This window comes from Paraburkholderia caribensis (assembly GCF_002902945.1).
GTDB classification, from domain to species: Bacteria; Pseudomonadota; Gammaproteobacteria; order Burkholderiales; family Burkholderiaceae; genus Paraburkholderia; species Paraburkholderia caribensis.
Genome location: NZ_CP026102.1, coordinates 1,518,543 through 1,544,148 on the forward strand (window position 1 = coordinate 1,518,543; position 25,606 = coordinate 1,544,148).

Annotated in this window: 24 protein-coding genes; 15 read left to right on the top strand and 9 right to left on the bottom strand. The window is 63.9% G+C overall.

All coding sequences use genetic code 11. From position 1 onward, the window contains the following. Window positions 1-37 precede the first annotated feature (37 nt). The gene (locus C2L66_RS23240) at window positions 38-1,531 is read right to left on the bottom strand and encodes an RNA polymerase factor sigma-54 (RefSeq protein WP_060606458.1); all 1,494 of its coding nucleotides are present in this window, start codon (window positions 1,529-1,531) and stop codon (window positions 38-40) included. A 416-nt stretch (window positions 1,532-1,947) separates the two neighbouring features. Here C2L66_RS23240 and C2L66_RS23245 point away from each other — a divergent pair, with 416 nt between their 5' ends. Then, the gene (locus C2L66_RS23245) at window positions 1,948-2,286 is read left to right on the top strand and encodes a BON domain-containing protein (RefSeq protein ID WP_060606455.1); all 339 of its coding nucleotides are present in this window, start codon (window positions 1,948-1,950) and stop codon (window positions 2,284-2,286) included. A gap of 99 nt (window positions 2,287-2,385) precedes the next feature. Here C2L66_RS23245 and C2L66_RS23250 read toward each other — a convergent pair whose 3' ends face one another. After that, window positions 2,386-2,838 (bottom strand): PA2169 family four-helix-bundle protein, encoded by a 453-nt coding sequence (locus C2L66_RS23250; RefSeq protein WP_054934963.1) that lies wholly within the window; start codon window positions 2,836-2,838, stop codon window positions 2,386-2,388. A gap of 181 nt (window positions 2,839-3,019) precedes the next feature. On the opposite strand from C2L66_RS23250, the gene C2L66_RS23260 reads away from it, so the two are divergent. Then, window positions 3,020-3,430 (top strand): hypothetical protein, encoded by a 411-nt coding sequence (locus C2L66_RS23260; protein WP_231950027.1) that lies wholly within the window; start codon window positions 3,020-3,022, stop codon window positions 3,428-3,430. 60 nt (window positions 3,431-3,490) lie between these two features. On the opposite strand, the gene C2L66_RS23265 is transcribed toward C2L66_RS23260, so the two are convergent. The 3 genes from C2L66_RS23265 to C2L66_RS23275 are packed head-to-tail and all read right to left on the bottom strand — an operon-like array spanning window position 3,491 to window position 4,972. Continuing rightward, window positions 3,491-3,847, bottom strand: a complete 357-nt coding sequence (locus C2L66_RS23265; protein ID WP_082670448.1) for a DUF1488 family protein — start codon at window positions 3,845-3,847, stop codon at window positions 3,491-3,493. Then, window positions 3,844-4,383: a DUF4142 domain-containing protein gene (locus C2L66_RS23270; protein WP_054934965.1), complete on the bottom strand. Its 540-nt coding sequence runs from the start codon at window positions 4,381-4,383 to the stop codon at window positions 3,844-3,846. Before C2L66_RS23270 ends, C2L66_RS23265 begins: the two co-directional genes overlap by 4 nt. Window positions 4,384-4,420: 37 nt before the next feature. Then, window positions 4,421-4,972: a type 1 glutamine amidotransferase domain-containing protein gene (locus tag C2L66_RS23275; RefSeq protein ID WP_060606452.1), complete on the bottom strand. Its 552-nt coding sequence runs from the start codon at window positions 4,970-4,972 to the stop codon at window positions 4,421-4,423. A gap of 183 nt (window positions 4,973-5,155) precedes the next feature. Here C2L66_RS23275 and C2L66_RS23280 point away from each other — a divergent pair, with 183 nt between their 5' ends. After that, entirely contained in the window at window positions 5,156-6,358 is a 1,203-nt protein-coding gene (locus tag C2L66_RS23280) for a DNA topoisomerase IB (RefSeq protein ID WP_060606450.1), read from the top strand. A 21-nt stretch (window positions 6,359-6,379) separates the two neighbouring features. Here C2L66_RS23280 and C2L66_RS23285 read toward each other — a convergent pair whose 3' ends face one another. The 3 genes from C2L66_RS23285 to C2L66_RS23295 all read right to left on the bottom strand — a co-directional run bounded on the left by C2L66_RS23285 (window position 6,380) and on the right by C2L66_RS23295 (window position 7,439). Next, the gene (locus C2L66_RS23285) at window positions 6,380-6,673 is read right to left on the bottom strand and encodes a hypothetical protein (protein ID WP_060607286.1); all 294 of its coding nucleotides are present in this window, start codon (window positions 6,671-6,673) and stop codon (window positions 6,380-6,382) included. 238 nt (window positions 6,674-6,911) lie between these two features. After that, the gene (locus C2L66_RS23290; protein ID WP_054934969.1) at window positions 6,912-7,097 is read right to left on the bottom strand and encodes a hypothetical protein; all 186 of its coding nucleotides are present in this window, start codon (window positions 7,095-7,097) and stop codon (window positions 6,912-6,914) included. Between the two features lie 60 nt (window positions 7,098-7,157). Beyond that, window positions 7,158-7,439: a hypothetical protein gene (locus tag C2L66_RS23295; protein WP_054934970.1), complete on the bottom strand. Its 282-nt coding sequence runs from the start codon at window positions 7,437-7,439 to the stop codon at window positions 7,158-7,160. 287 nt (window positions 7,440-7,726) lie between these two features. On the opposite strand from C2L66_RS23295, the gene C2L66_RS23300 reads away from it, so the two are divergent. The 12 genes from C2L66_RS23300 to pelG all read left to right on the top strand — a co-directional run bounded on the left by C2L66_RS23300 (window position 7,727) and on the right by pelG (window position 24,410). Beyond that, window positions 7,727-8,401, top strand: a complete 675-nt coding sequence (locus tag C2L66_RS23300) for an HAD family hydrolase (RefSeq protein ID WP_060606448.1) — start codon at window positions 7,727-7,729, stop codon at window positions 8,399-8,401. Between the two features lie 116 nt (window positions 8,402-8,517). After that, window positions 8,518-8,658, top strand: a complete 141-nt coding sequence (locus tag C2L66_RS41300; RefSeq protein ID WP_167352367.1) for a hypothetical protein — start codon at window positions 8,518-8,520, stop codon at window positions 8,656-8,658. A 68-nt stretch (window positions 8,659-8,726) separates the two neighbouring features. Further along, complete coding sequence (locus C2L66_RS23305; protein WP_060606446.1) at window positions 8,727-9,233, top strand: PRC-barrel domain-containing protein; 507 nt, start codon at window positions 8,727-8,729, stop codon at window positions 9,231-9,233. Window positions 9,234-9,328: 95 nt separating this feature from the next. Continuing rightward, entirely contained in the window at window positions 9,329-9,766 is a 438-nt protein-coding gene (locus tag C2L66_RS23310; protein WP_054934973.1) for a DUF3175 domain-containing protein, read from the top strand. Between the two features lie 22 nt (window positions 9,767-9,788). Further along, entirely contained in the window at window positions 9,789-11,123 is a 1,335-nt protein-coding gene (locus C2L66_RS23315; protein ID WP_054934974.1) for a cation:proton antiporter, read from the top strand. Window positions 11,124-11,364: 241 nt separating this feature from the next. Beyond that, window positions 11,365-14,277, top strand: a complete 2,913-nt coding sequence (locus C2L66_RS23320; RefSeq protein WP_060606443.1) for a bifunctional glycoside hydrolase 114/ polysaccharide deacetylase family protein — start codon at window positions 11,365-11,367, stop codon at window positions 14,275-14,277. Next, window positions 14,252-18,160, top strand: coding sequence for a tetratricopeptide repeat protein (locus C2L66_RS23325; protein ID WP_060606440.1), 3,909 nt, complete (start codon window positions 14,252-14,254; stop codon window positions 18,158-18,160). The genes C2L66_RS23320 and C2L66_RS23325 overlap by 26 nt, the downstream gene beginning before the upstream one ends. Before the next feature lie 21 nt (window positions 18,161-18,181). Then, a complete protein-coding gene (locus C2L66_RS23330; RefSeq protein WP_054934977.1) occupies window positions 18,182-18,733 on the top strand; it encodes a penicillin-binding protein activator LpoB in 552 nt (183 codons plus the stop codon). Between the two features lie 58 nt (window positions 18,734-18,791). Beyond that, complete coding sequence (locus tag C2L66_RS23335) at window positions 18,792-20,270, top strand: PelD GGDEF domain-containing protein (RefSeq protein WP_060606437.1); 1,479 nt, start codon at window positions 18,792-18,794, stop codon at window positions 20,268-20,270. Then, entirely contained in the window at window positions 20,257-21,411 is a 1,155-nt protein-coding gene (locus tag C2L66_RS23340) for a tetratricopeptide repeat protein (RefSeq protein WP_060606433.1), read from the top strand. The genes C2L66_RS23335 and C2L66_RS23340 overlap by 14 nt, the downstream gene beginning before the upstream one ends. Before the next feature lie 25 nt (window positions 21,412-21,436). Further along, window positions 21,437-23,023 (top strand): GT4 family glycosyltransferase PelF, encoded by a 1,587-nt coding sequence (gene pelF / locus C2L66_RS23345; protein WP_060606430.1) that lies wholly within the window; start codon window positions 21,437-21,439, stop codon window positions 23,021-23,023. A gap of 16 nt (window positions 23,024-23,039) precedes the next feature. Next, window positions 23,040-24,410 (top strand): exopolysaccharide Pel transporter PelG, encoded by a 1,371-nt coding sequence (gene pelG / locus C2L66_RS23350; RefSeq protein WP_060606427.1) that lies wholly within the window; start codon window positions 23,040-23,042, stop codon window positions 24,408-24,410. 42 nt (window positions 24,411-24,452) lie between these two features. On the opposite strand, the gene C2L66_RS23355 is transcribed toward pelG, so the two are convergent. Next, window positions 24,453-25,508: an aldo/keto reductase gene (locus tag C2L66_RS23355; protein WP_060606424.1), complete on the bottom strand. Its 1,056-nt coding sequence runs from the start codon at window positions 25,506-25,508 to the stop codon at window positions 24,453-24,455. Window positions 25,509-25,606 lie beyond the last annotated feature (98 nt).

Genomic DNA, 25,606 nt, shown 5'->3' on the forward strand with positions numbered 1-25,606 from the left:
AACGCGATCCAGTATCTCGCGCCCGGATCAGCGTGCGTCAAACCTGTCGGCGTAACTCCGCAGGCGGCACCTTCATCAGATGGCGATACTTCGCCACCGTACGTCGCGCGACAAGCACGCCCTGATCGGCGAGCATTTTCGCGAGCGCAACATCGGACAGTGGATCGCGCGTGTTTTCCGCAGCGATCATTTCCTTGAGCAGCGCACGCACGGCCGCTGCCGAACAGGTGCCGCCGCTTTCCGTACCTAGTTCGCGCGGGAAGAAATGCTTGAACTCGAAGATGCCGCGCGGCGTCGCCATGTACTTGTTGCCCGTCGCGCGCGAAATCGTCGATTCGTGCAGGCCGAGCTCCTCGGCCACGTCGCGCAATACAAGCGGCTTCAACGCGATCTCGCCGTACTGGAAGAATGGCTTCTGATGCGCGACGATGCACTCGGCGACCCGCTGAATCGTTTCGAAGCGCTGTTGAGCGTTGCGAATCAGCCAGCGCGCTTCCTGCAATTGCTGCGCGAGCGGCGAGCGGCTCGTGCCCGCCGACTGCGCGAACAGTTCCGCGTACATGCGGTGTATGCGCGCGCGCGGCAGCACGGCGGGATTGACGGTCACCACCCACTTGTTGCGCACGCTGCGCACGATCACATCCGGCACGATGTAATTGTCATCGGCGCGGCCATACGAATTACCCGGCTTCGGGTCCAGCTTGCGCACGAGTGCGCACGCCACGCGCAATTCCTCGGCATCGCAGCCGATCTGCTTCTGCAATTCGGCGTGCTCGCGCCGCGCAAGACGGTCGAGATGATGCTCGACTACCTGCTTCGCCACGTCGCGGCCCGGCGTATCGGCGGGTAGCGCATCGATCTGCAGCGCCAGACACTCCGACAAGGACCGCGCCGCGAGCCCCGGACGGTCCAGCGTCTGCACGAGCCTCAGCGCGACCAGCAACTCCTCCTCCGTCAACGCGGGTTCGATGTCGAACACGTCCGTGAGATCGGCGAGGTCCTGGCGCAGATAGCCGTCGTCGTCGAGTGCTTCGATGATGAGACGCGCCACTTCGCGGTCGCGGTCTTCGAGACGGTAGAGACGCAGCGCATCGTGCAGCTGCTCGTGCAGCGTCGGTTGCACGCGCGCCCATTCGGTCGGGTCGGCGGCATCGGAGTCGCCGTTGTAGCGCGACGCGCCGCGGCCGTAGGTGTCGCCCGAATAATCGCCGCCTGAATAGTCGCCGCCGTCATCCGACGACGATGATGCAACGCTTTCCGTGGCCGGCTCCGCCGACGCGCTTTCGAGCGCGCTGTCGCGCTCCGTGACAGGCAGCGCTTCGCCGTCGGCTCCGTTGCCATCGGCCGTCTTGCCTGCTGACAGGTCTTCCGAAACAGACGGGTCGTATTCGAGGAAAGGATTGGTGTCGAGCGCGTTGCGCAGTTCCTGCTGAAATTCCAGCGACGACAGTTGAAGCAGACGCACGGACTGCTGCAGGCGCGGCGTGAGCGCGAAAGTTTGCTTCGCGCGTAGTTCGATTGTAGGCGGCATACAGACTCTTCCTGTGATGGGTCCAAACAGCTTCGGCCTAACCTACGCAACTGTCGTACCAGTTCTCGCAACTGTCTGTTTTGATTCGCCTTTGTGCTGCTGAAGCGCACGCCGCGTGCCTGTTCTTCGCGCGCATTTTACAAACGCTCTGAAATTCGAACCGAATCATGCGGCATCGGTGCAGGCGGGCCGATCACGCAGCCCACGACGACATCGCTGGGCACGGCGCTTGCTGACCGTCGCTCAGGGACGCGCCACCGAGCAGGAGAGAAACGCGGCGCGTCCTGTGTCGGCGACGGACCAGACGGAACCGCGGCGGCAGTGTTCTTTGGTCGGGTCATCGGCGGCGACGAGCCGCGATCGATCGCACGGACAACAGGACCGCAACCCTGATCATCAACCGAGAAGGAGAAACCATGAAAACCATCCAGTTCCTCAAGGCCACAGGCAGCATCGCATGCGTTGCATTCGCACTGAACGCGACGGCGCAAACGACGGCCTCCGCGCCGCCCGCCACTTCCGAAAGCGTCGGCCAGCATATCGACGACGGCACGGTGACCACCAAGGTCAAGGCCGAGCTGCTCGGCGCGAAGAACGTGAAGTCCACGCACATTCACGTCAAGACCCGCAAGGGCATCGTCTGGCTGTCGGGCTCGGTGCCGTCGGCTGAGGACAAGAGCGCGGCGCAGGAAGTCGTGCAAAACGTATCCGGCGTGAAGGGTGTGAAGAACCATCTGAAGATCGCAGCCGATTAAGCGCTCGACGCTTGCGGGCGCTGAACGCGCTCGCGTTGAAGCGTTGATGTGCCAGAGGCCGCCCTTGATGGGGCGGCCTCTTTTTCTTTGCTGTTGTACTCAGGCTTTCATCGCCGCGTACTGATCGCGCATCGCGCGAATGCGGTCATGGTTTTGCAGCACACCGTGATATAACCGCTCGACGACGGCGCGCACGTCTGCCGGCAGATCTTTTTCGAGCGCGTCGTGAAAGCGCTTTTTGGCAGCGTCCTCGCCCTTTTCGCAATCGGCGAGAATTGCGTGATCCGCGCGACTGCCCATGGCCGATTTCACATCGAGCCACCCGCGATGCAATGCCCCCGCAACGCTGCCGCCGCCCTCCGGTTTGCCGCCCAGCCTCAACACGAGATCCTGCAGTTCGCGCGCACCCTGCGTGCACCGGTCCGCGCTCTCGAGCAGCGCGTCCTTGACGCTCGCGTGAGTCGCGTCCTCAGCGGCTTTCATGAAGCCGCGCTCGCCGTCCTTCGACGTCTCGATCAGATCATTCAGCACGGCAATGACATTCGTCGCCATACGTTGCTCCTTTCCGTTATGCGTGAGTGCCTGCTATTACGCACTCGTCATGCCCAGCCTCCAGACATGCATGTCGTCTTTGCCATTGTGGCGAGTAATTGCTTCCAGCCCGAATGCCGCCACTACGTGCTTGCGACCGCAAACGCAGCCCCGCGCACGCACGGCAAAAAGGGCACGGATATTGCTCGACCATCCTGCCGGACCCGCACGCACCGCGCAAAGCTCTGAGAAAGCGCAGTTGACATCGCAGTTGGCATCGCAGTTGACACACAGCGCGGGCCAGTCATCGACAAGAGAGAACTTCACCATGAAGATCAGGAGCACGGAATGCCTGCTGTTCGTGGCTATTGCCACGGCGGCCACCGTTGCGCAGATACGCGCACATACGCTGTCGGCCAGCCAGGCCGACGTACCGGCGCAGACAGCGCCACACACCGCCCACATGCAGGCTTGCGACCCATCGCGCAGCGGGACGCTGCGGGCAGCGTGCGAAACGCGCAGCGAGCGTCGTTCCATCGATAGCAATGATCGCCGGGCCCACGGCGTCGATACGCCGAACACAGCGCCAGGCACCGGCAAGCTCTGGGTTTGATGAGGGTCAGGCGGGTGGCGGCCGCATGTGTCGCGGCAGCCGCCTTTTTTGCGCATCCGCTTATGTCTTCAGCCGGCGGTCCGACTCCATCCCTTCGACGCGGAACAGGCCGCTGTGCAGAATGACGCTATCGCCGCCATTCTGATCGAGGGCTTCCGCGCACACGGAACGGATACGCGCGCGGCCGCGCTCGTACGCGCCGATCAGCGCATCTTCGAGCGGCGAGTCCGCGCCGAAATGATCTTCGAGCGCCTCCGCCGAAATCGCGCAGGCGACCGGCTCGCCATCGACGCATGCGTTGAAGCGCACGGTCAGGCTCGACCCATCGAACACGGGGGCATCATCGGGGAATGTGATGTGCATGAGAGAGTCCTCGTACGCCGCACGCGGCATGAACACCTTGACGATCCCGTTCATGACGAAGCCTTGCGCGCATTGGCGAGTTGCTGTGCCATCGCGAGATGGTGACGAATGGTCGGGAGCGCGCGGGTCGCCGCTCCCTTCAGTTGCGGGTCCGCGCCGCTTTCGCTTTCCTTCTGGAACAGTTCGACCGCTTTCTGATGGCCGCCCACGGCGACCTCGTCGATATAAGCCTTGTCGAAACCTTCGCCCTTCAGCCCTTGCAGCTTGCCGACCAGCGCGGAATCCGCGCCGGGCGATGCGCTCAACCCCTTCTGCGTCGCGATCACATCGAGGCTGCGAGCAAGCTTCGTGTGATCCGCGATCATTTGCTGCGCGAACTTCTTCACCTGCGGATTGGACGAATTCGTCAGCGCGAGCTTGCTCGCCGCGATCTCCGTCGCCCCCGCCTGCGACGCGTCCTGAACAAACTGCGTGTCGCCCGGCGAAAGCTTCGTGTCGGCACTGGCAGGCCAGCCTGTTGCAACGCCGAGCGCTAGCACGGCGGGCACGGCGAGGGCTCGAACGAATGAGCTGAATGGGCGAATCATCATGCGTCTCTCCGATTGATACCAGCGCGCCCCGTGCAACTCAGGCCGCTCTCTTCTTCAACAGTTGCGCGATCAGCGTTTTATTGAACGCGGGAAGATCGTCGGGCTTGCGGCTCGTGATGAAGTTGCCGTCCTCGACCACTTCCTTGTCGACCCATGTGCCGCCCGCGTTGCGGATATCGTCCTGAAGGCTCGGCCAGCTCGTCACCGTGCGGCCCTTGATCAGCCCCGCCGACACAGGCAGCCACGTGCCATGGCAGATCACGGCGATCGGCTTCCTTGCCTGGTCGGCCGCCTTGACGAATGCCTGTGCCTGCGGCAACAGACGGATCGCATCGCCATTGACGACGCCGCCCGGCAGAACGACTGCGTCGTAATCGTTCGGCGCGGCCTTGTCGAACGTCGTATCGACGTCGACGCTGTCGGCTTTGTCCACATGCCTGAAGCCCTGGATCTTCCCCGCCGTGGCAGAAATTACGTGCACGGTCGCGCCCGCTTCCGTGAGCGCGCGACGCGGTTCGATCAGCTCGGCCTGTTCGAATCCGTCCAGGGCCAATACCGCAACCTTGCATCCCGCTAGCGTGCTAGCCATGTGTACGTCCTCCTTTCGTAGTCTGTGTATGAGCAAATCCACGCTCGTACATATAGGGCGAGCAAGTTCGATGCCCAACGCTCGCCACGCTCTTCGGCGACCAGGACGACGGTTCAGGCATTGCTATTGCACGGAGCTAGCGCGTGAATGCATGTCCGTCACCGAAGACCGGAAACCCGCGAAATGAAAACGATGACACGCAACGCGATCGATGCGATCGCCAAAGGACTTTCCACCCCGATGCCCGCGGGACTGCGGCACGCGGACGACACGCGCCCCGGCTACACGCGCAAAAAGCTCAGAAACGCGTTCGTCTATTTCGATCTGGACGGCAAACGCATCGACGACGAATCGCAGATTGCGCGTATCAATGCGCTCGCGATACCGCCCGCCTATACCGATGTCTGGATCTGCCCCGACCCGCGCGGCCACATCCAGGCAACGGGCCGCGATGCGCGGGGCCGCAAGCAGTACCGCTATCACCCGCAATGGCGCGAAACGCGCGACGCCGACAAGTTCGGCCGCATGGCCGCGTTCGGGCACGCGCTGCCGAAGATCCGCGCGCGAGTCGCACGCGATCTCGCGCGTGACGGCATGCCGCGCGAGAAGGTGATCGCGGCCGTCGTGCATCTGCTCGATACGACGCTGATCCGGATCGGGAGCGTCGAATATGCACGCGACAACCAGTCCTATGGGCTCACCACGCTGCGCAAGAAGCACGTCAAGATTCGCGCGGGCGAAGTGCGCTTCCGTTTTGCGGGAAAAAGCGGCATCGAGCACGACGTGAGCGTCGACGATGCGCGTGTCAAGCGCATCGTGCGAAAGTGCGCGGAGTTGCCGGGCCACGACCTCTTCCAGTACATCGACGACGACGGCGCCCGCCATACGATCGGCTCGGCCGACATCAATGCGTATCTGCGCGATATCAGCAGCGCGGACTTTTCGGCGAAAGACTATCGCACGTGGGCAGGCAGCGTGTATGCGATGGCGGCGCTGCGCCAGCTGGTGTGCGAAAGCGCCGCCGACACGCGCCGTCACGTCGTCGCGACCGTGAAAGAAGTGGCCACGCTATTGCGCAACACACCTGCTGTCTGCAAACGCTGCTATATCCACCCGGAGGTGATCGCGGCCTTTGAAGCAGGCGAATTGCAGAGCCTGCTGCCACAGCGCACAAAGCGTCACATGAAGGTCGACGAAGCGGCATTCGCCGCATTGCTCGCCCAGCTCGAAAAGCGCGCGCGGCTGGCACGCCGCAGCGCGCGCAAGGGCGGCAAGACGTCTGCGTCAGTGGATGTGGAAAGCGCGCGACTCGCAACGCTGCTCACCAGGTCGAGCGCACTGCGCAAGCGGGCAAACGCACGCAGGCGCGCCGACCCTACCGCCTGATCCCCGGGTTGCCTTGCCGCATTACTCCTCGTACGCCGCCATGACCAGCCACATGTCGCGTTCGGCGCTGTGGATCTGCGCGGCGAGCGCATAGCTATCGCCGGGTCCACACGTATTCGCGAGCGTACGCTGCGCGACCTCCGCATCTTCGAATACGCAATCGCCACCCAGTGGCCGCACTTCGCGCTTGCCCTCGAACATATGCCGGCTCATCCGGTACACGAGCGGCTGCTGCTTCCACTCATGGAAGCAATCCTTAACGTGCTGAAAATCGCCGCCGCAGACGTTGCTCTGATAGTGAATCCTCGATCGCATCGCATTACCTCCACATGCGGCGTCGTGTGTGTTGCGTCGGCCGATCGCCGTGCCGCGCAACATTGGATCGCCGGTCGAGCGGAACGCGGTTGCGTGCTCCGTCCGCGCTGCGGATCGCCACGTGCCGCCGTTGTGCCGCGTGCTTCAAGTCCTCAATGAAGCAGCACAGCGTCGAATCCATCCCTCGACGCGCGGTTGCACGGCCATCTTGCCCGCGCCGCGCGTCGCGAGCGCCGTGTTAGTGGCTTGCGCCCGACGCCGCCGCGGCGCCGCTCGCGCCCATGGCGCTATCCGTTGCGGCCGGCGCGCTGGCGCCCGCGGCCGTGTCGGTGGTGCTGTTGTCCGCCTTCTTGCAGCCCGCGCCGAGTGATATCGACACGACGGCAAGCACGAGCAACAGATGCTTCAAAGCTGCCTTCGTCATGGTTTCTCCTGTCTGCGTTGCAGTTCCGGCGCCGACTTCGCGCCGGACATGTCGGTGAGATTACTGCCCCTTCGTATCGCTGCTCGCGTCGGCGCCCGGCATATTGGTAGTATCCGTGGCGGGCTTCGTGTGCGAGGTCGACTTCTTGTGGTGCATCTTCGACGACGCATGCGTGCCCGACGCCGCCATCCCGGCGCCCGTCTGATCCGACGAACTCATTCCGGCGCCGTTGCCGCCGCCGCCCGCCGCACCGCCGCCATTGCCCGTGCCGCCGCCCTGTGCAAAAGCGCTTCCCGACAATGCGAGCAATGCCGCCACGATCCATGTCGTTCTGGTCTTCATCTGGTACCCCTTTGAGTGGAAATGAAAGCGGCCGACGACCGCGAAAATCCTGTAACTGTCACCATCCGGTCGAGCAAGCGGTGTGCCCTGCGAAGCGCGCGCGCCGCCATCCGGCGGCCTGAAAACGCCACTTCGCAGCGGCCTTTCATGCACGGCCGGATATCGCGGCGACGCACGCATGGACTCGCTGCGTCTGATAATTACAAAGAGGACGTAAATCTTTCGTGCGTTAAATGGCGCAATATGGTGGTTGCGTTGCATGCCATTCAGCCCAAGGAGAACACTTCATGCGTATTTCGACATCTTTTCTGTTCGACCTCGACGGCACGCTCGTCGACAGCGTGTATCAGCATGTGCTCGCATGGAAGGAAGCGCTCGACGAAGAAGGCATCGAGTTGTCCGTGTGGCGCATTCATCGCAAGATCGGCATGAGCGGCGGGCTCTTTACGAATCAACTGTTGCGCGAGACGGGCGGCGACATGAGCACGGAGCGTGTCGAGAGCTTGCGGCGCGCGCATGCTCGCGCTTACAGACAACTGCATGCACAAGTGCGTCCGCTGCCCGGCGCGCAGGCGCTGCTGGCCGCGCTGACGGAAAGCGGTACGCCGTGGGCGATCGCGACCAGCGGCCGCATGGAAACGGCGGCCGTCAATCTCGAAGCGCTCGGCGTCGATCCGTCGAAGACGGTCGTCATCACGCGCGACGACGTCAAATACGCGAAGCCCGATCCCGACCTGTTCGTCGCCGCGGCGCAGCGGTTGAAGGTGCAGATCGAGCACGCCGTCGTGGTCGGCGACAGCATCTGGGACATGCTGGCCGCCCGACGCTGCCGCGCGCTGGGCGTGGGCCTGCTGTCGGGCGGCTACGGCCAGGAAGAACTTGAACGTGCGGGCGCGCTGCGCGTCTACGAAGACCCCGCCGATCTGCTCGAACATCTCGACGAGATCGCCGCGCGTCCCTGAATACGTCCCTGAGTCCTCAAGGCCGTTCGCATTCGTCCGACACTGCAAGGCGTGCCGCGTGGCACGCCACGTGCACCGCTTCTGTCATGAACATCCTCATGGACAGGAGCGCCAACATGACCCGCGACCCGACTTCCCCCGACAACTCGACGGCCCGCCCGGACAACCACGCGCCGCGCGGCGAACCGGAACCGCCCGACACGTCGAAAGATCTGCCCGACTTGCCCGATCCCGTCGAAGTAGGCGAAGACGGTTGAGCGGAATAGCGGTTGCTCGATAGCGGCTGTATGCATGCTTCACACGGACCAACACAGGGAGAACCATCATGGCATTGCAGAACCAGACACGAGGTGGCGCGGATATCGTCGGCACGAGTCGCGGCAGAAGCCGCGGGCCGGGCCCCGAAGTGATGGCCGCCGATACGCTGGACGGCGACAAGGTATTGAGCGCCGACGGCGACGACATCGGCAAGATCAAGGACATCATGCTCGACGTCCGCTCGGGGCGCATCGCCTACGCGGTGTTGTCGAGCGGCGGGTTTCTCGGCATCGGCGACAAGCTGCTTGCGATCCCATGGAGCGCGCTCACGCTCGACGTGGACCGCGAGTGCTTCCTGCTCGACATGCCGACGGAAAGCGTGAAGAACGCGCCAGGCTTCGACAAGGATCATTGGCCGTCGATGGCCGATTCCACATGGGCCACCTCGATCCATCAATACTACGGACGCGAACCCTATTGGGGCAGAGGCGGCGGCAGAGACGATGAGTTCGGCGTCGGCGACGTCGCGCCCGGCTCGTCGGATGCGCCCGAAGCGGGCGGCGTGAAGCTATAGAGCCCGCCAGCCTGCGTCGACACGATCGAACGCAGCGCCGTCCGCTCGCTACGCGATGCCAGCCTAGCGGGCGGATTCCATTTATAGGGAACATCATGGCTACCACCAGCAAACGCAGCGGGACATCCCGCGCGAAGAAAGCGACCGTGGCGCACGCGTCGACGCGCGCCCGCGGCGGCCGTCCGCCGCGCCAGCGTCACTCTCAGGCGAAGGCTGCGCACCGCGCGCGAACGGCGGCATCGGGCCGCTCGGGGAAGAACTCGAAGTACTGGTCGCACCACGTGATGGAAACCAGCGACGCGATGGACATCGAAAAGGACATCTTCAAAACCGGGACTGCCGATGAAATCGCGCAATCGCTGAAACGCTCCTCGACGCATAGCAAAAGGCGCAAAGGCACGCCGTATCAGTCGGCGATGTCGATGCTGAACTTCTATATCAACCGCGCAGGCCGCAACCTGCCCAAATCGCGCAAGAGCACGCTGGAGCAGGCCAAACGCAAGCTGCGCGAAGCGTTCGGCCGCGCGCCATGAATGCGTCGCGCGCCATCCGCTGATGCACGACGAGACTGTGTGGTGGTATCTGATCGTCGGCGGCGTGCTGATCTTCATGGGCGTCGCCGCCACGACGTTCAAGCGCCTGCCGCTGTCGGCGGCGATGCTCTACCTCGTCATCGGCTACGCGCTCGGGCCGTCCGGGCTCGGCCTGCTGCAACTCGATCTCGCCCGCGACGCGCACATACTGCGCCCCATCACGGAAGTCGCCCTGCTCGTATCGCTGTTCGCGATCGGACTGCGTCTGCGACTGCCGCTCCTTGCGCCCATGTGGACCTTGCCGCTGCGGCTCGGCTTCGTCGCGATGGTGTTGACGATACCGCTGCTCACGCTGGTCGGCGTACTGCTGCTCGATCTCGCCTGGGGTCCGTCGTTACTGCTCGCGGCCATGCTTGCACCGACCGACCCCGTGCTCGCGCATGACGTCGGCGTCCAGGATTCCGACGATCTGGACTTGCTGCGCTTTTCGCTATCGGGCGAAGGCGGACTCAACGACGGCATCGCGTTGCCGTTCGTGCTACTGGGGCTCGCCCTATGCGCATCCGGCCCGGCGCGCGGCGACGACGTGAGCGGCTGGCGCATCGCATTCGAAGCAATCGCGGGGATTCCGGGCGGCCTCGTGACGGGCGGATTACTCGGCTGGGTAACCACCCGGTCGGTCGCATGGTTACGCACGCGGCACGCACAGGCACTCGGCCTCGAAGGCTTCTTTGCGCTTGGGCTGATCGGACTCGCTTACGGCGCCGCCCTGCTCGTGCATTGCAATGGTTTCGTTGCCGTCTTTGCCGCGGGCGTTGCGATGCGCAGCGTCGAGCATCGCGCGAGCGGCGGCCGGTCGGCGCGCGAAGCGATCGGCACGGTCGATTCGGAAGATGTGGGCGCGACGGCTTCCGATCCGCAAAAGGCCCATGCCTTCATGGCCGAATCGGTGCTCGGTTTCACCATTGAACTGGAACGCATTGCCGAAGTCGCGGTGATGATGATCGTCGGCAATGTGCTCGCGACTTCTGGCGCATCGCTCTTCACGTGGCACAGCGTGGTGCTGATCGTGGCGCTCTTTATCGTGGTGCGGCCCATCGCCGTCGAAGCGTCTTTGCTCGGGTCGAGTGCCGCGCATGCGCAGCGCCGCTTGATGAGCTGGTTCGGCATACGCGGCATCGGGTCTTTCTACTATCTCGCGCTCGCCCTGGAGTCGATGCAGCAACGTCACATGCAAGACCTCCTGCCCCTCGTGCCGTTGACACTCGCCGTCATCACTTCTTCCGTCATCGTGCATGGCATAAGCGCAACGCCACTGATGAACTGGTATCACCGTATCCGAAAACCGGATCGCTAATTCCACTCAAAATAGCTTTAAGCGTTTTATTCGCCTTAGCATAAACCCCTATGCTTCACGAATACAAAAGCGCGTCACTTTTTGAACACGCGCCGTATCCGCAACAGCGGGCGCTTTCAAGCAAGAACGAGGCTAGGCGGACACCTGAATGTTGTCTATGATAGCCGCTGACGCAATTGATCAGAACAAGACGTCACAACATCAATCTGCCCGTTCAGATTAGCAGAACAGCTCTCTGTCAATGACGTTAAGCGAATCGCATCATTATTTGAGAAAAATCATTTTCGCATTCGCGCGAGTGTGCCAGGCGATCCGAACCGTCCGCCTGCAGCGAATTCGCATGCCAGGTCTGCTTGTCATTGCATTGGCATTGTCCGTTCATTCCGCCTTTGCCGACGACACTACCCCGTCTGTCACGCAACCGTCATTTGCACTCTATTACGGCAAGTCACCGCCCGTCGAAATGCTTTCTGCATTCGACGCAGCCGTCATCGAACCCGAAAGCGGCTTCGATCCGCTTGCGCATCGCTTGCCGCATACCACGTGGTTCGCTTATGCGAGCGTCGGCGAAGTGCTGCCCTCGCGCAGCTATTACGCCGATCTGCCGAAGAACTGGCTGGCGGGAAGCAATGAAGCGTGGGCATCTCGCGTGATCGATCAAAGCCAGCCCGAATGGCCCGCGTTCTTTGTCGATCATGTCATCAAACCGCTTTGGGACAAAGGCTATCGCGGCTTCTTTCTCGACACGATGGATTCGTGGCAACTCGTCGCGAAGACCGACGAAGCACGCGCACGGCAGACGCAAGGGCTGGCCAACGTGATCCGCGCGATCAAGGCGCGCTATCCCGCTGCAAAACTGATCTTCAATCGCGGCTTCGAGATTCTCCCGCAGGTGCACGACCTCGTGTATGCGGTTGCGTTCGAGTCGCTGTATCGCGGCTGGGATCAGGCGCAGCAGCGCTATACGGCAGTCTCCGAAGCGGACCGCGCATGGCTGCTCGGACAGGCGCGGACAATACGCGAGCAATATCACCTTCCCGTCATCTCGATCGACTACTGCGCGCCCGCCGATCGCGCCTGCCAGCAGGACACCGTCGCGAAGATCAGGGCGCAAGGCATCGTGCCATACGTAACAGACGGCGCGCTGGCGACGATGGGCGTCGGCGCGGTCGAACCCGTCAAGCGTCGCATTCTGGTGATCCAGGACCCGCCGCTGCACACGGACCTGAACGTGTCGCCCGGCGTGCGCTTTCTGGCCACGCCGCTCAACTATCTGGGCTACCGGATCGACTATCGCGATGCGCGCGACCCCATGCCCGAAGGCGATCTGCGCGACCGCTATGCGGGCATCGTGCTGTGGCTCGAAAACCCGGTGCCGAACAGCAAGGCGTATCGCGACTGGCTCATGGCGCAGATCGACGCGAAGATTCCCGTTGCCGTATTCACGACTTTCGGCACGCAGATGGACGCCGATCTCGCGAACAAACTCGATCTCGAAACGGTGGCAGGCGCGCCGTCCAACGGCAAGCTCGACGTCGAATCCTACGATCCGAAGCTGATGGGCTTCGAAATGAAGCCGCATCCGCTTGCCCGGGATTTCACGCCCGTCCGTGTCGGACCGCATAGCCGTTCGCTGCTGCGGCTGCGCTCGGGCGGCTTCGTGATCGACGGCGCAGGCATCACGCCTTGGGGCGGCTATGCGATGCGCCCCTTCGGCGTGTACCAGCTGGATGCCGTCAATCAGGCGCGCTGGGTCGCGCAACCTGTCGAATTTCTGCGCACTGCCTTGCGCCTGAACAACGACATGCCTGTGCCGGACACGACGACGGAAAACGGGCGGCGCCTGCTGATGTCGCATATCGACGGCGACGGGTTCGCCTCGCGCGCGGAGTACACCACCTCCACGCCGGCCAACACCGACGTCACACCGCAATACTCGGGCGACATGCTGTATGCGCTGTTGCGCGATTCCGGCATGCCCACCACCGTCTCGCTGATCGAAGGCGAAGTGAGCGACGAAGGCCCGTTCAAAAGCTTCGCGCCGCACCTGCGCACGATCGGCAGACGGATCTTCGAATTACCGAATGTCGAAGTCGCGACGCATACCTATACGCACCCGCTTCGATGGATGCGCGTCACCGGGCTCGGTGTCGCCGACTCCGGCGATACGCCGGCCGAAGGCGGCAGCCAGACGAACAGCAGCGGCCTGTCCATCGACATTCCCGGCTACCGGTTCAATATCGACCGCGAGATCAAAGGGTCGATCGACTATATCGACCGACATGTCGCGCCCGCGTCGAAGCCCGTGCGCATGGTCCTGTGGAGCGGCGATTGCCAGGTGCCCTCGCCCGTTCTCAAGGCGGCGTACGAAGCGGGCGTGCTGAACCTGAACGGCGGCGATACGCTGATCACGAAGAGCTTTCCGAGCTGGGCCGCGATTGCGCCGCTTGGCGTAATGAAGAACGGCTACTACCAGATCTTCGCGCCCAATCAGAACGAAGAGCCGTACACGGACCTCTGGCATGGGCCGTTCTATGGCTTTTCTCGCGTGCTCGAAACGTTCGCGATGACGGACAAGCCACTTCGCTTCAAGCCAATGGACATCTACTACCACATGTTCACGGGCACGAAGTACGCGTCGATGAAAGCGCTGAAGCAGGTCTTCGATACCGTGCTCAGGCAACCCGTCACCCCCGTCTTCACCTCTGAATACGCGCGCAAGGTGCTCGACTGGCTCGACACCAGCATCTATCAGGAGCCGGGCAGCAACGTCTGGGTCGTGCGCAACGAGGCGAATCTGCGCACCGTGCGGCTTCCCGCCGGCAAGGTGCCCGACATGTCGAATGCAACAGGTGTCGCAGGCTATCTGCCGGGACCGGGCGGCACCTATGTGCACCTGACGGGCGACGGCATTGCACGTTTCGCCGTGATCGACCAGTCCGCAGCGCGCCCTGTGCCCTATCTCGCCGAAGCCAACGGCATGCTCGACCACTTCGTGAGCACGCGCAACGGCTTTTCGTTCGATCTGCGCTCGCACGTCGCGCCGATGTTCCGCGTCGCCAACGCGGGCGCATGCCGCGTGACGAAGCGCGCCGTGACCGGTTCCACCAACGACTATCGCCAATTGCATGTCGACGTCGCCTGCGACACCTGAGCGGCAGCGGCTCTTTTCGCCCGCTGTGATCCTCGTGCTCGGCCTGCTGGTCGGCGTGATGCTCGCGCTCGCCTTTCCGCGCGAGAGGATCGAATCGCGGCTGCTCGAAGGCGCGAATGTCGACAGTCTCACGATCGCCTATCTGGAAGCATGGCTGCGCGTCGATCCGAACAACGCGGAAGTGCTCTCCGAACTCACGCGTGAATATCTGAAGGGGCAGCGTATCTCGGATGCGACGCGCATCCTCGACCGTCTGTCGCATTCCAACGACCCGAACGCGCGGCAAAGCGCGCTGGCCATTCGCTTGTCGCTCGCGCAGCAGCGGCTGTATTCGTTGAAACCGAATGACCCGGCGCGGTCCCCGCGCCTTGCCGAACTCGATGCACTGCTGCGCGAAGCACTCGACTACAGGTGGGACAACGAGCAATTGAAGATGCTTGCGCAGCAGGCGCGCGGGCTGAACGACAACGCGCTCGCCGCACGCTACTACACGCTGCTCGCGCAGTCCGATCGGGAGCACGCGAGCAGGTGGCTGGCCGAGCTCGCGCAAACACAGTTGGGTAACCGGCAGCATCGCGCAGCCGCCGAGGCGTGGTTCGCGGTACAAGCGCAGGCCACCACGCGCGATGAGAAGCGCGCCGCGTTCATCGCCGGTTTGCGCGCGCTGCAATCGGGCAACGACATGCCCGCGACGATGCAGGCGGCCGACCAGCACATCGGCGATCTCGCCGACGATCCTGAAACGCTGCGCTTTCTCGCCAATCTCGCACTGGCTGCGGGGCGTCCCGATCTCGCGTCGAAGTACGTGAAGCGATTGATGAAGATGTCCGCGCTGGATCATGAGCCGGCGCGTTCGCGGCGGGTGTCGTTCGTGCCCAGGCGCGCGACGGACCCGGGCACGGTCGAGCATCGCACGGCGCGCGGCGTATGGCTGCGCGCGGCGTGGTATCGTCCGCACGCGTCGCGCGGCGCAGCGCTGCGCCATGCGCTCAAGGACGCGTCCGGCACGCAAACCACCGCCCGCGTGGTACGCATTGCCACGACAGCGCCCGCGAGCGACGCCACCGCGGCCGACTATGAACTCGCGTATCGCGTGTTCCTCGCGAACGGTGATGTCGCGAACGCGCAGCGCATCGCGCAAACGGCCGTCGACCGCGATCCGCAGTCGATTCCATGGCGCGAGCGTCTCGCGCAGGTGGCCGAGTGGAACCGGCGTCAGGACGTTGCGCTCGCCAACTACCTCGCGATCGCGAAGATGCGCGGCACCGAAGACGACTGGAAAAAGATCGCGCGTCTCGCGCCCGGGCTCAACGACAACGCCGCCATGCTCGCCGTCACGCTGCATCAGGCTGGCCAGCAACCGGAAAATCTGAAGCTGCTCGATGCCGTCGTCTTCTCGTACGAACGCATCGCCGATCCCGATGCCGCGTTGAGCTTTCTACGCACGCGCTTCAATGGCCCGTTGCGCCGCCAGGCAATGGAACGCTACGCGCAAGTCGCCGAACGCAAGGGCGACGACGATCTTGCGCTACGCATGTGGCGCGATCTCGAACGCGAATATGGGCCAAACGCAGCCTACGGATTGAAGATCGGCACGATGCTCTATACGCGCACGCAGTTCGACGCCGCGCTCGCCGCGATGAATGAAGCGAAGCGCGGTGCGTCTGCATCGAATGACGAATTCTGGCGCTTTTACGCACTGCTCGCCGACTCCAATCAAAACACGCGCGATGCGCGGCTCGGTTATCGCCAGTTGATAGCGGGCGGCAAGGCTGGCCCGCAAGACTACGAGACGATGACGAACTTCTTCAACACGTCGCCGCTCGACGCCGGCCGTCTCGCGGAATATGCGTATCGTCATGGCGGCCCGCCGCGCATGCTGTCGGAAGCGTTGTATGGCTATCAGCGCGCGCATGCGTGGGGCCGCATCGGTCTCCTGCTCGCCTCCCTCACGCCCGCGCAACTCGATGCGGCCGGGCAGTCGGCCACGTTCCTGCTCGCACGCGCCGAATACGAACGGCAAACAGGCGCCAACGATGCCGCGCTGCGCGACATCGAACGCGCCGCCGCGCTCGATCCGAACAACCCGGAAGCGCGCGCGGCCCACATCTGGGTGCTGAACGAGCGCGGCACGGATGCCGTCCTGCTCGCGGCACTGCGGCGTTACGCAGGCGACGCGGAGAACGATCCACAGCTATGGCCCGCGTACGGCGCAGCCTGGTTGCGGCTCGGCGATGGGCGCAAGGCGCTGCATTATCTGCACAAGCCGGCCGCGCAAGCACGGCACAGCGCATTGTGGCGTCTCACGTTCGCGGACGCACTGGAACTGAACGGCCGCGTCGATGAAGCGTGGCGCGTGCGCAAGCAGGTCTGGCTGGAACTGGCGCGCCGCCGGCGCGATCCGTCGCAAGACGCGCCGTTGCCCGACGCCGGGCAGGACGATCTGCGCGGCCGCTATGTCGCGCTCACGCAGCTGTATGCGAACGGCGACCGCTCGCGCGCGGTGTTGATCGACCTGCTGCGCGCCGATCGCAACGGCGCGGGCGACGCTCAGGCGGCTGCGTCCGAGCTTGGCGACATCGGCCAGCTGCCGCCCGCGAAGCAGGACGAGATCCGCAAGCGCCAGCGCCTCTATTCGGCCATCGCGCGCGAGGCGGCCATTTCCTGGGCGCAGAACGAAGAGGCGTCCGACATGGAGCGCGCCTGGCTGGAACAGCAATACATCGACCACAGCCAGCGTCCCATCTACGCCGAAGCGCAACTCGCGATCAACGACGGCGACGTCAACGAACTGTCGCGCCTGCTCGACACGCTGCCCGATCTGATTCCGCGGCAGAACCGCGTCGATGCGCAGGCGCTCACGGGGCGCACGTCCGCCGCGCAAACCAGCGCGGTCGACTCGCTCACGCGCGAGCCCAACGACGAAGTGATGCAGGCGATGGCACGCGAGCAACTGCTCAGCAATGCGCAGGCGCTGGCGGGCGCATTCCGTTACGTCGATCAGGGGTCGCTGCGCTTCACCGAGGAATCGGCGACGGGCAGCGTGCGCCTCACGCCTTCGCAGAACCTGCAGTTTCGCTATCAGCAGCGCGACCAGACAGTGGACGGCTCGCAACTCGCCTACGCGCCGAAACACGACAGGCTCGCCGAGGCGATCTATCGCCACAAGGGTCAATATGACGAAGAGCACGTCACGCTGGGCCGCCGCAATGCGCTCGAAGACTTCACGACGGCGCGCGTCGAAGGCACGTACAACGTCACGCAGCGCCTCACGCTGACCTATGCGCTCGGCTACAACCAGGCCGCGACGGAATCGACGCAACTGACCGTGGGCGGCACCAAGGACCTCGCGACGCTCGGCTTCATCTACCGGCTCGATCCGCACTGGTTCGGCGGCGCACGCTACGAGTACACGCGCTTTCACGGCCAGGACCGCTCGTACCTCGGCAACGGCAGCCTCGTCGAAGCGAACCTCGGCTACAAGATCAAGGCGGATTATCCCGACTACACGATCCGCGCCGTCTTCGCACACGGCCAGTACAACGCGACGGGCGCACCGGGCGACGCGCTGCGCGTGCTGCTGCCGCAGAACACGCCGTTCACGGCCGCCGCCTTCATGCCGCAGACCTTCACGCAAGGCGGCCTGCTGTTTTCGTTCGGCGACGATCTGCCCGAGCAGTATTCGAAGGGATGGCGGCCGATGTTCGCGGGCGGCCCGATCCGCGACTCGCGCGCGGGCTGGTCGGGCCAGGCGGAACTCGGCATGGCGGGCAGCGTGGTCGGCAACGATCAGATGCTGCTGTACGGCGCCTATCAGGGTGTCTCGTCGAATCATTCGACTTCCGTGAAGGAAGTCGGCGTGCGCTATCGGTATCTGTATTGAAGAGCCTTTGAGGAGAATGACATGGACCACAGCAAGAACCTTCGCGCGCGCGCGCCGGCGTTGTTTGCATCGGCGTTGGCGTTGATCGCGCTCACGCTCGCGGGCTGCGCCGTCGTCGATCGCAGCGCGCCGCCCGCCATTGCGAAGACCGACAGTCTCGCGATTCTGCCTGTCGCGAACAACACCGAGACGCCGCAGGCGGGGCAGCGTGCGGCGTCGATTGCACAGAGCCTGCTCGCGTCGTACGGCTATACGAATCTGTCGCGCTACCCGGCGAGCGCCGACGACGAAACGCTGTTCGATGCCGCGAAACCGGACGCGCAGCAGAACGCGCTGAACTGGGCGCGCCAGCAGAATGCGCGCTATGCGCTGACGGGTGCCGTCAACGAATGGCGCTATAAGGTCGGCGTGGACGGCGAGCCGGCCGTGGGCCTCACTTTCGAGGTGATCGACGTGCAGACGGGCAAGGTCGTGTGGACGGGCACGGGCAGCCGCACCGGCTGGAGCCGCGATGCCGTGTCGGGCGTCGCGCAGAAGCTGGAGCGCGATCTGCTGTCGCCGCTCGCGCGGTGAGGCATGCCCTGCTCCGCACGACTATCATCGAAGCTGGCTTCGATTAAAGGCGAACGCCATGAACACGCAGGCTAACGAACACGCGGCGCCGCGCGGGCGACACCGGCGACGCCAGGCGCAAAGCGTCGGCGCGGGCTCCTGGTGGGCCCGCGTGATCGCGCCGCCGCGCGGCTCCGCGCGTCGCCGCACGGTCGCCGCGCTCGAAACGATTGTCGCGACGTTGATCGCGATTGCCATCTGCTGGGCCTTCGACCACGCCGATCCGCTGTTGGTCCAGAGCGGCTTTGGCTGGATCTGGATCGTGCCGCTCGTCATCGCGCTGCGCTATGGGTCGATTGCGGGCGTGTTTTCCGGGCTGATCCTGCTGGCCTCGTGGTATGTGCTGTACCCTGAACACGGCGGCGCGTCCGCGCCCGTTTCGCTCGCCCATGCGTTGATGGCTGCGCCGCACATGCGGCTCTTTCCCGTGAGCTTCTTTCTCGGCGGTTTTGTCATCACGATGCTGTGCGGGCAATTCGGCGACATCTGGATCACGCGCTTGCGGCAAGGCCGCATCGCCAACGACTATCTCGCCGAACGCCTGTCCATTCTGACGCGCAACCAGTTCATGTTGCGCATCTCGCATGAACGGCTCGAACAGGATCTGCTCGGACGTCCCGCCACGCTGCGCGATTCGCTCGCGCGGCTGCGTACCGTGATCCTCAATCAGGAACCCACTGAGGCGCAGCAAGGCGTCGTCGATCTGCGCGGCGCGCAACCGTTTCTCGAAGCGGCTGCGCAAGCGTGCCAGATCGAAAGCGCGAGCGTGCATGCATGGCGCGGCGGCAAGCCTGCGGCTGCCGCTGGCGCGTCGATCGGCGCGCCAGCGGCGTTCGATCCCGACGATCCCCTCGTGCGCGAAGCGCTCGAAACCCGCACGCTGGTGCATGTCGAATCGAAAGCGAACCAGGACCTGTCGCTTAGCCGCTATGTCGCCGTCGTGCCGCTGATCGATGCGCAGAAGAACCCTGTCGGCGTGCTCGCCGTCGAGCGCATGCCGTTTCTCGCCCTCACGCGCGACAACCTGCAGTTCCTGCTGGTGCTCTGCAACTTCTATGCGGACGGCGTGCAGCACGCCGTGATCACACGCGAGACGCTGGCGGCCTTCCCCACTTGCCCGCACACCTTCGCCCTCGACTATGCGCGGCTCGTGCATCTGAAACACGATACGCAGGTGCAATCGTCGATCGTCGCGCTCGTGTTTCATAACGATGAACGCAGCACGACGCTGTACGAACACGTGCTGCGCACGCGCCGCGCGCTCGATGTGCAGTGGCCGTTGCGCGACGAACAGCATCGCGTGGTGCTCACGCTGATGCCGCTGTCGGGCGACAGCGCCGTCGACGGCTATCTGCTGCGGATCGAGGAGAATCTGCGCGCGCAATACGGCGTCGACTTCGAAGCGGCGCGCGTCGCCGTGCATTCGATGGCCGTGTCCGCCGACCAACCCATCGCCGCGTTGCGGCGCCTGCTGGAGCGCTGCGATGTCCGCTTCTGACGGCGTCACGACCGGCCGAAGCCCTCGTGCGGGCGCGCGCATCACCTTCGTTGGCGTGCTGCTCGTCGCGCTCGGGTTGGCGTTGCAGTTCGCCGTCTTTATGATCGCGACACGCGGCATGCCCGACACATCCGCTGAATGGCTCGGCGGTCTGGTCGACACCGACGCCGCGACGCTGCGCGCCGCCGCGCATCTGAACACGCAGACGATGCTGCTGTGCCTGCTCGTTCAGGCCTGCGCCGCGCTCGCAACGTCGCTCGGTCTCGCGGAAATGATGCCCGCGCGCTACCGGCTGCCGCGCGTGGGCCTGCTCGCGTCGCTGTGGTTTATGAACTTCGCGGTGCCCGTCGGCGGGATACTCTGCTCGATCGGCGCGCTCGCGATTGCCGCCGCGTTGCCGCGGCCACGCGCGCAGTTGCCCGTCGTGCCCGTCGAGGAACCCGAGTTCGCCGCGAATCTGATCGGCACGGTGTCGTATGGACGCGGCGCGCGTCTGAAGGCGGAATTGCAGAACGCGGACGCGGGCACGTCGTTCCGCATGACCGCCTTGCTCGCGATGCAGACGATGCCCGCGCGCACCGTCTCGCCGCTGCTGCAAGGCATGCTCGCCGATCCGCTCGACGATATCCGCCTGCTCGCGTACGGCATTCTCGACAACCGCGAGAAAACGCTCACGCAGCAAATACTGGTCGAACGTCCGAAGCTCGATGTGAAGCTGCATCCCGAACTGAGCGATGCGGAGCGGGCGCACGCGAACAGGACGCTCGCGCAACTCTATAGCGAGCTGATCTACGAAAACCTCGTGACGGGCGACGTGTACCGCAATGCCGCCGATCAGGCCGACGGCTTCGCGGCTGCCGCGCTCGAACACGATCCGAACGACGCGGCGCTGTGGCGTCTGCGCGGCCGTCTTGCCATCGCGCGGCGCGATCTCGACGGCGCGGACACGATGCTGCAACGGGCGATCGATTGCGGCTTTCCGCGCGAGCGCATGTTGCCCTGGCTTGCCGAAACGGCATACCTGCGCCGCGATTTCTCGCGCGTGCGCAAGCTGCTCGCCGAAATCGACAACCGCGCCGCGACGCCGACGCTGGCCGCCGTTCTCGATTTCTGGAAGCCGCGCGGCCCGGGCGCCGCGTAACCTCGCTCTATCTGAGGCAGCCCTCATGTTCTCACCCCCAACGTCGTCACTGCCGCATGCGGATTCCGCCGATATCGCCCTGCTGCTCGAAGGCACGTTTCCGTATGTCAGCGGCGGCGTGTCGAGCTGGGTCAACCAGATCATCCGCGCGTTTCCCGAGTATTCGTTCGCGCTGTGCTTTCTCGGCAGCCGTCCGCAGGACTATCCGAAGATGCAGTACGCGCTGCCCGACAACGTCGTGCATCTGGAGAACCACTATCTGTACGATTTCGCGCCGCCGCCGCTGGTGCACAAACAGCGCGGCGACGCGTCCGCGTTCATGCGCTCCGCGCATCTGCACGACGCCTTGCGCAACCCGGCGATGCGCCACGCGGCGGGCCGCATGCTCAAGGACATGCTGAACGACTTGCGCCCCGGCGGCGCATTGGGCGAAGACGCGTTCCTTTATTCGAAGGAAGCCTGGCAGTATCTGACCGACCAGTACCGGCAGTTCTGCACGGACCCGTCGTTCGTCGATTACTTCTGGACCGTGCGCATCATGCACAAGCCGCTGTGGCAGCTCGCGAAGATCGCCGAGGGCCTGCCGCGCGTGAAGATGTTCCATACGGTATCGACGGGTTATGCGGGCTTTCTCGGCGCGCTCGCGCGCTATCGGCATGCACGGCCCTTGCTCGTGTCGGAGCACGGCATCTATACGAAGGAACGCAAGATCGATCTGTTCCAGAGCGAATGGATACGCGACAACCGCAGCATCTTCGAGCGCGACGTGTCGCAGATCGGTTATTTCCGCGACCTGTGGGTGCGCTTCTTCGAAACGCTCGGGCACGTGTGCTACGACGCCGCCGAAGACATCATCGCGCTCTACGAAGGCAACCGCCAGCGCCAGATCCTGGACGGCGCGCCCGAAGCGAAAACCGCCAACATTCCCAACGGCGTGAATCTGCCGAAGCTCGCGCCACTGCGCGCGCAGCGCGCGCCCGGCGTGCCGAAGACCCTGTGCCTGATCGGCCGCGTCGTGCCCATCAAGGACATCAAGACCTTCATCCGCGCGATGCTAACCGTGGTGCGCCGCATGCCCGATGCCGAAGCGTGGATTGCCGGACCTGAAAACGAGGACCCGTCGTATGCGGCGGAATGCCATGCTTTGGTGGAAAGTCTGGGCCTGAACGACAAGGTGAAATTCCTCGGCTTCCAGAAGATCGACGAATTGCTGCCGAAATGCGGCGTGCTGGTGCTCAGTTCGATTTCGGAGGCGCTGCCACTCGTCGTGCTGGAAGGCTTCGCGGCGGGCGTGCCGTCCGTCACGACGGATGTCGGCTCGTGCCGCCAGCTGATCTACGGGCTGGAGGGCGACGACGCGGCGCTCGGCGCGGCGGGCCGCGTCGTGCAGATTGCCGATCCCCGCGCGCTTGCCGAAGCCGCGCTCGATCTGCTCGACGGGGACAACTGGCATGCCGCGCAACAAGCGGGCATTGCGCGCGTCGAGCGCTATTACACGCAGGATCAGATGGTCGGCTCGTATCGCGATCTGTATGCGCGGCTCACCGCGCAGGCGGATCTTGCCGATCCACCCGCATCGGAAGCCGGTCTTCTGATGCAGATGCCTCACTGAACGGGAACACGCGACCATGGCAGGCATTGGTTTCGAACTGCGCAAGATGCTCCGGCGCGATACGCTGCTGGGGCTGATGCAGGCTTACACGTACGCTGGCCTGATCGGCGCGGGGCCGTGGGTGCTGTCGATCGTCGGCATTCTGCTGATCGGCGTACTCAGCATTCCGTTCGTGTTGCCCACGGGATTGATCACGCAGTTCCAGGTGTCGGTCACGTATCTGATTTCGCTGTCGCTCGTGTTGACGGGGCCGTTGCAGCTTGCGTACACGCGCTTCACGTCCGACCGCCTGTTCGAGAAGCGGCGCGATCTCGTGCTGCCGAATTTTCATGCGGTGATGTTCATCGTCACGGCCGCTTCCACATTGCTGGGCGGGCTCGCCGTCGTCTTTCTCTTTCCGCAGCAGACCGCTGCGTATCGCCTGCTGATGCTCGCGGGCTTCGTCGTGATGGGCAACATCTGGATCGCGACGATCTTTCTGTCGGGCATGAAGCAGTACATGTCGATCATCGTCGTGTTCTTCATTGGCTACGCGGTGACGACGGGGGCGGCGCTCGCGCTGAACCGTTTCGGCCTGACGGGCTTGCTGTCGGGATTCGTCATCGGACAGACCGTGCTGCTGGCGGGCCTGCTCGCGCTAATCTATCGCGACTATCGCAGCGATCATTTCATCTCGTTCGAAATGTTCCGCAGGCAGTACCGTTACCCGGCGCTGATGCTGACGGGCTTTCTGTACAACCTCGGCATCTGGGCCGACAAGTTCATGTTCTGGTATTCGCCCGGCACGGGGCAACCGGTGATCGGTCCGCTGCGCGCGTCGATCATTTATGACATCCCCGTGTTTCTCGCCTATCTCGCGATCATTCCGGGCATGGCCGTGTTTCTGATGCGTATTGAGACGGACTTCGTCGAATACTACGACGCGTTCTACGATGCGGTGCGCGAAGGCGCGTCGTTGCAGCACATCGAGCGCATGCGCAATGCGATGGTCGAAGCGTTGCGCAACGGCATCTGGGAGATCATGAAAGTGCAGGCGATCGCCGCGATGATGCTGTTCGCGGCGGGCACGATCCTGCTGCAATGGCTGCAGATATCGACGCTGTATCTGCCGCTACTGTATATCGACGTGATCGCGGCCAGCATGCAGGTCGTGTTCATGGGCACGATCAATGTGTTCTTCTATCTCGACAAGCGCAAGATCGTGCTGTCGCTGGTGGGCACGTTCGTCGTGTCGAACGTGGTGTTCACGGCAATCACGCTGTCGTTGAACCCCGCTTATTACGGCTATGGCTTTGCGGGTTCGCTGCTGCTCGTCGTGCTCGCGAGTCTTTATCTGCTCGATCGCAAGCTCGACTCGCTGGAGTACGAGACTTTCATGCTGCAATGAAAGCGCGGCGTGAACTGGCACGCCGCGCGGTTCATCGTTCGTTCACACGACGTTCCCAAAGCGTGCTTCAGCGATCTGCTGACGACGCGGATCGCCCTGCCGCTCCAGCATCCAGCCCGGATACTCGGACGGCAGACGGCTCACCTCGTCGAGCTTCCTGAGTTCTTCCACGCTCAACTCAACCTTCGTCGCGGCGATGTTGTCGTCGAGTTGTTCGACCCGCTTCGCGCCGACGATCACGCTCATCACCGCGCGTTGATGCAGCAGCCACGCCAGCGCAACTTGCGCAACCGAGACACCTTTCGCGTCGGCGATCGCGCGCATTGCGTCGACGCAATCGAACGCACGCTCGCGATTCACGGGCGGAAAGTCGAATGTCGTGCGGCGGCTGCCTGCTTCGCCTTGCTGATCGCGTTTGTATTTGCCGCTCAGCAAACCGCCCGCCAGCGGACTCCATACCATCAGGCCGAGGCCTTCGCTTTGCAGCATCGGCACCAGTTCGCGTTCGAGATCGCGGCCCGCGATCGTGTAATAAGCCTGCAGCGTGTCGAAGCGCGCGAGGCCCAGGCGCTCGGAAATACCTAGCGCCTTCGCGATCTGCCACGCGGCCCAGTTCGATACGCCGATATAGCGCACGTGGCCGTGCTGCACGAGCGTGTCGAGCGCGCGCAGTGTTTCCTCGATCGGCGTGGCGGGATCGAAGCCGTGGATCTGATACAGATCGACATGATCGAGTTGCATGCGCTGCAGGCTCGCCTTGATGCCGTCCATGATGTGATAGCGCGATGCGCCGCGCGCGTTCGCGGAGTCGCCCGTCTGGCCGAATACTTTGGTCGCGACGACCACGCTGTCGCGCGGCACTTTCAGATTCTTCAGCGCCTGCCCGGTGATCTGCTCGGAGACGCCGGACGAGTAGACGTCGGCCGTGTCGATGAAATTGATGCCCGCATCGATCGCGCGACCGATCAGACGTTCGGCGTCGCTCTGCTGCAAATCGCCGATGTGTTGCCAGATGCCGCCCGTGCCGCCGAAGGTCATCGTGCCGAGGCACAGTTCCGACACGAAAACGCCAGTGCGGCCAAGCTGGTTGTATCGCATGGTTTGAGACTCCAGATGGGTGATGATGCGGTAGTGGGTCGATCAGGATACTCAATGCGTGGCGATGCTGCTGGTGGGTTGACATCGCTTTCGAGGCC

Coding starts and splice junctions, on each gene's coding strand:
- pelG (WP_060606427.1), top strand. CDS start 23,040: ATGGCAGGCATTGGTTTCGAACTGCGCAAGATGCTCCGGCGCGATACG.
- C2L66_RS23325 (WP_060606440.1), top strand. CDS start 14,252: ATGTCGACGTCGCCTGCGACACCTGAGCGGCAGCGGCTCTTTTCGCCC.
- C2L66_RS23335 (WP_060606437.1), top strand. CDS start 18,792: ATGAACACGCAGGCTAACGAACACGCGGCGCCGCGCGGGCGACACCGG.
- C2L66_RS23240 (WP_060606458.1), bottom strand. CDS start 1,531: ATGCCGCCTACAATCGAACTACGCGCGAAGCAAACTTTCGCGCTCACG.
- C2L66_RS23320 (WP_060606443.1), top strand. CDS start 11,365: ATGACGTTAAGCGAATCGCATCATTATTTGAGAAAAATCATTTTCGCA.
- C2L66_RS23270 (WP_054934965.1), bottom strand. CDS start 4,383: ATGATGATTCGCCCATTCAGCTCATTCGTTCGAGCCCTCGCCGTGCCC.
- C2L66_RS23330 (WP_054934977.1), top strand. CDS start 18,182: ATGGACCACAGCAAGAACCTTCGCGCGCGCGCGCCGGCGTTGTTTGCA.
- C2L66_RS23340 (WP_060606433.1), top strand. CDS start 20,257: ATGTCCGCTTCTGACGGCGTCACGACCGGCCGAAGCCCTCGTGCGGGC.
- C2L66_RS23315 (WP_054934974.1), top strand. CDS start 9,789: ATGCACGACGAGACTGTGTGGTGGTATCTGATCGTCGGCGGCGTGCTG.
- C2L66_RS23290 (WP_054934969.1), bottom strand. CDS start 7,097: ATGACGAAGGCAGCTTTGAAGCATCTGTTGCTCGTGCTTGCCGTCGTG.
- C2L66_RS23305 (WP_060606446.1), top strand. CDS start 8,727: ATGGCATTGCAGAACCAGACACGAGGTGGCGCGGATATCGTCGGCACG.
- C2L66_RS23250 (WP_054934963.1), bottom strand. CDS start 2,838: ATGGCGACGAATGTCATTGCCGTGCTGAATGATCTGATCGAGACGTCG.
- pelF (WP_060606430.1), top strand. CDS start 21,437: ATGTTCTCACCCCCAACGTCGTCACTGCCGCATGCGGATTCCGCCGAT.
- C2L66_RS23280 (WP_060606450.1), top strand. CDS start 5,156: ATGAAAACGATGACACGCAACGCGATCGATGCGATCGCCAAAGGACTT.
- C2L66_RS23295 (WP_054934970.1), bottom strand. CDS start 7,439: ATGAAGACCAGAACGACATGGATCGTGGCGGCATTGCTCGCATTGTCG.
- C2L66_RS23300 (WP_060606448.1), top strand. CDS start 7,727: ATGCGTATTTCGACATCTTTTCTGTTCGACCTCGACGGCACGCTCGTC.
- C2L66_RS23310 (WP_054934973.1), top strand. CDS start 9,329: ATGGCTACCACCAGCAAACGCAGCGGGACATCCCGCGCGAAGAAAGCG.
- C2L66_RS23285 (WP_060607286.1), bottom strand. CDS start 6,673: ATGCGATCGAGGATTCACTATCAGAGCAACGTCTGCGGCGGCGATTTT.
- C2L66_RS23355 (WP_060606424.1), bottom strand. CDS start 25,508: ATGCGATACAACCAGCTTGGCCGCACTGGCGTTTTCGTGTCGGAACTG.
- C2L66_RS23275 (WP_060606452.1), bottom strand. CDS start 4,972: ATGGCTAGCACGCTAGCGGGATGCAAGGTTGCGGTATTGGCCCTGGAC.
- C2L66_RS41300 (WP_167352367.1), top strand. CDS start 8,518: ATGACCCGCGACCCGACTTCCCCCGACAACTCGACGGCCCGCCCGGAC.
- C2L66_RS23265 (WP_082670448.1), bottom strand. CDS start 3,847: ATGAACGGGATCGTCAAGGTGTTCATGCCGCGTGCGGCGTACGAGGAC.
- C2L66_RS23245 (WP_060606455.1), top strand. CDS start 1,948: ATGAAAACCATCCAGTTCCTCAAGGCCACAGGCAGCATCGCATGCGTT.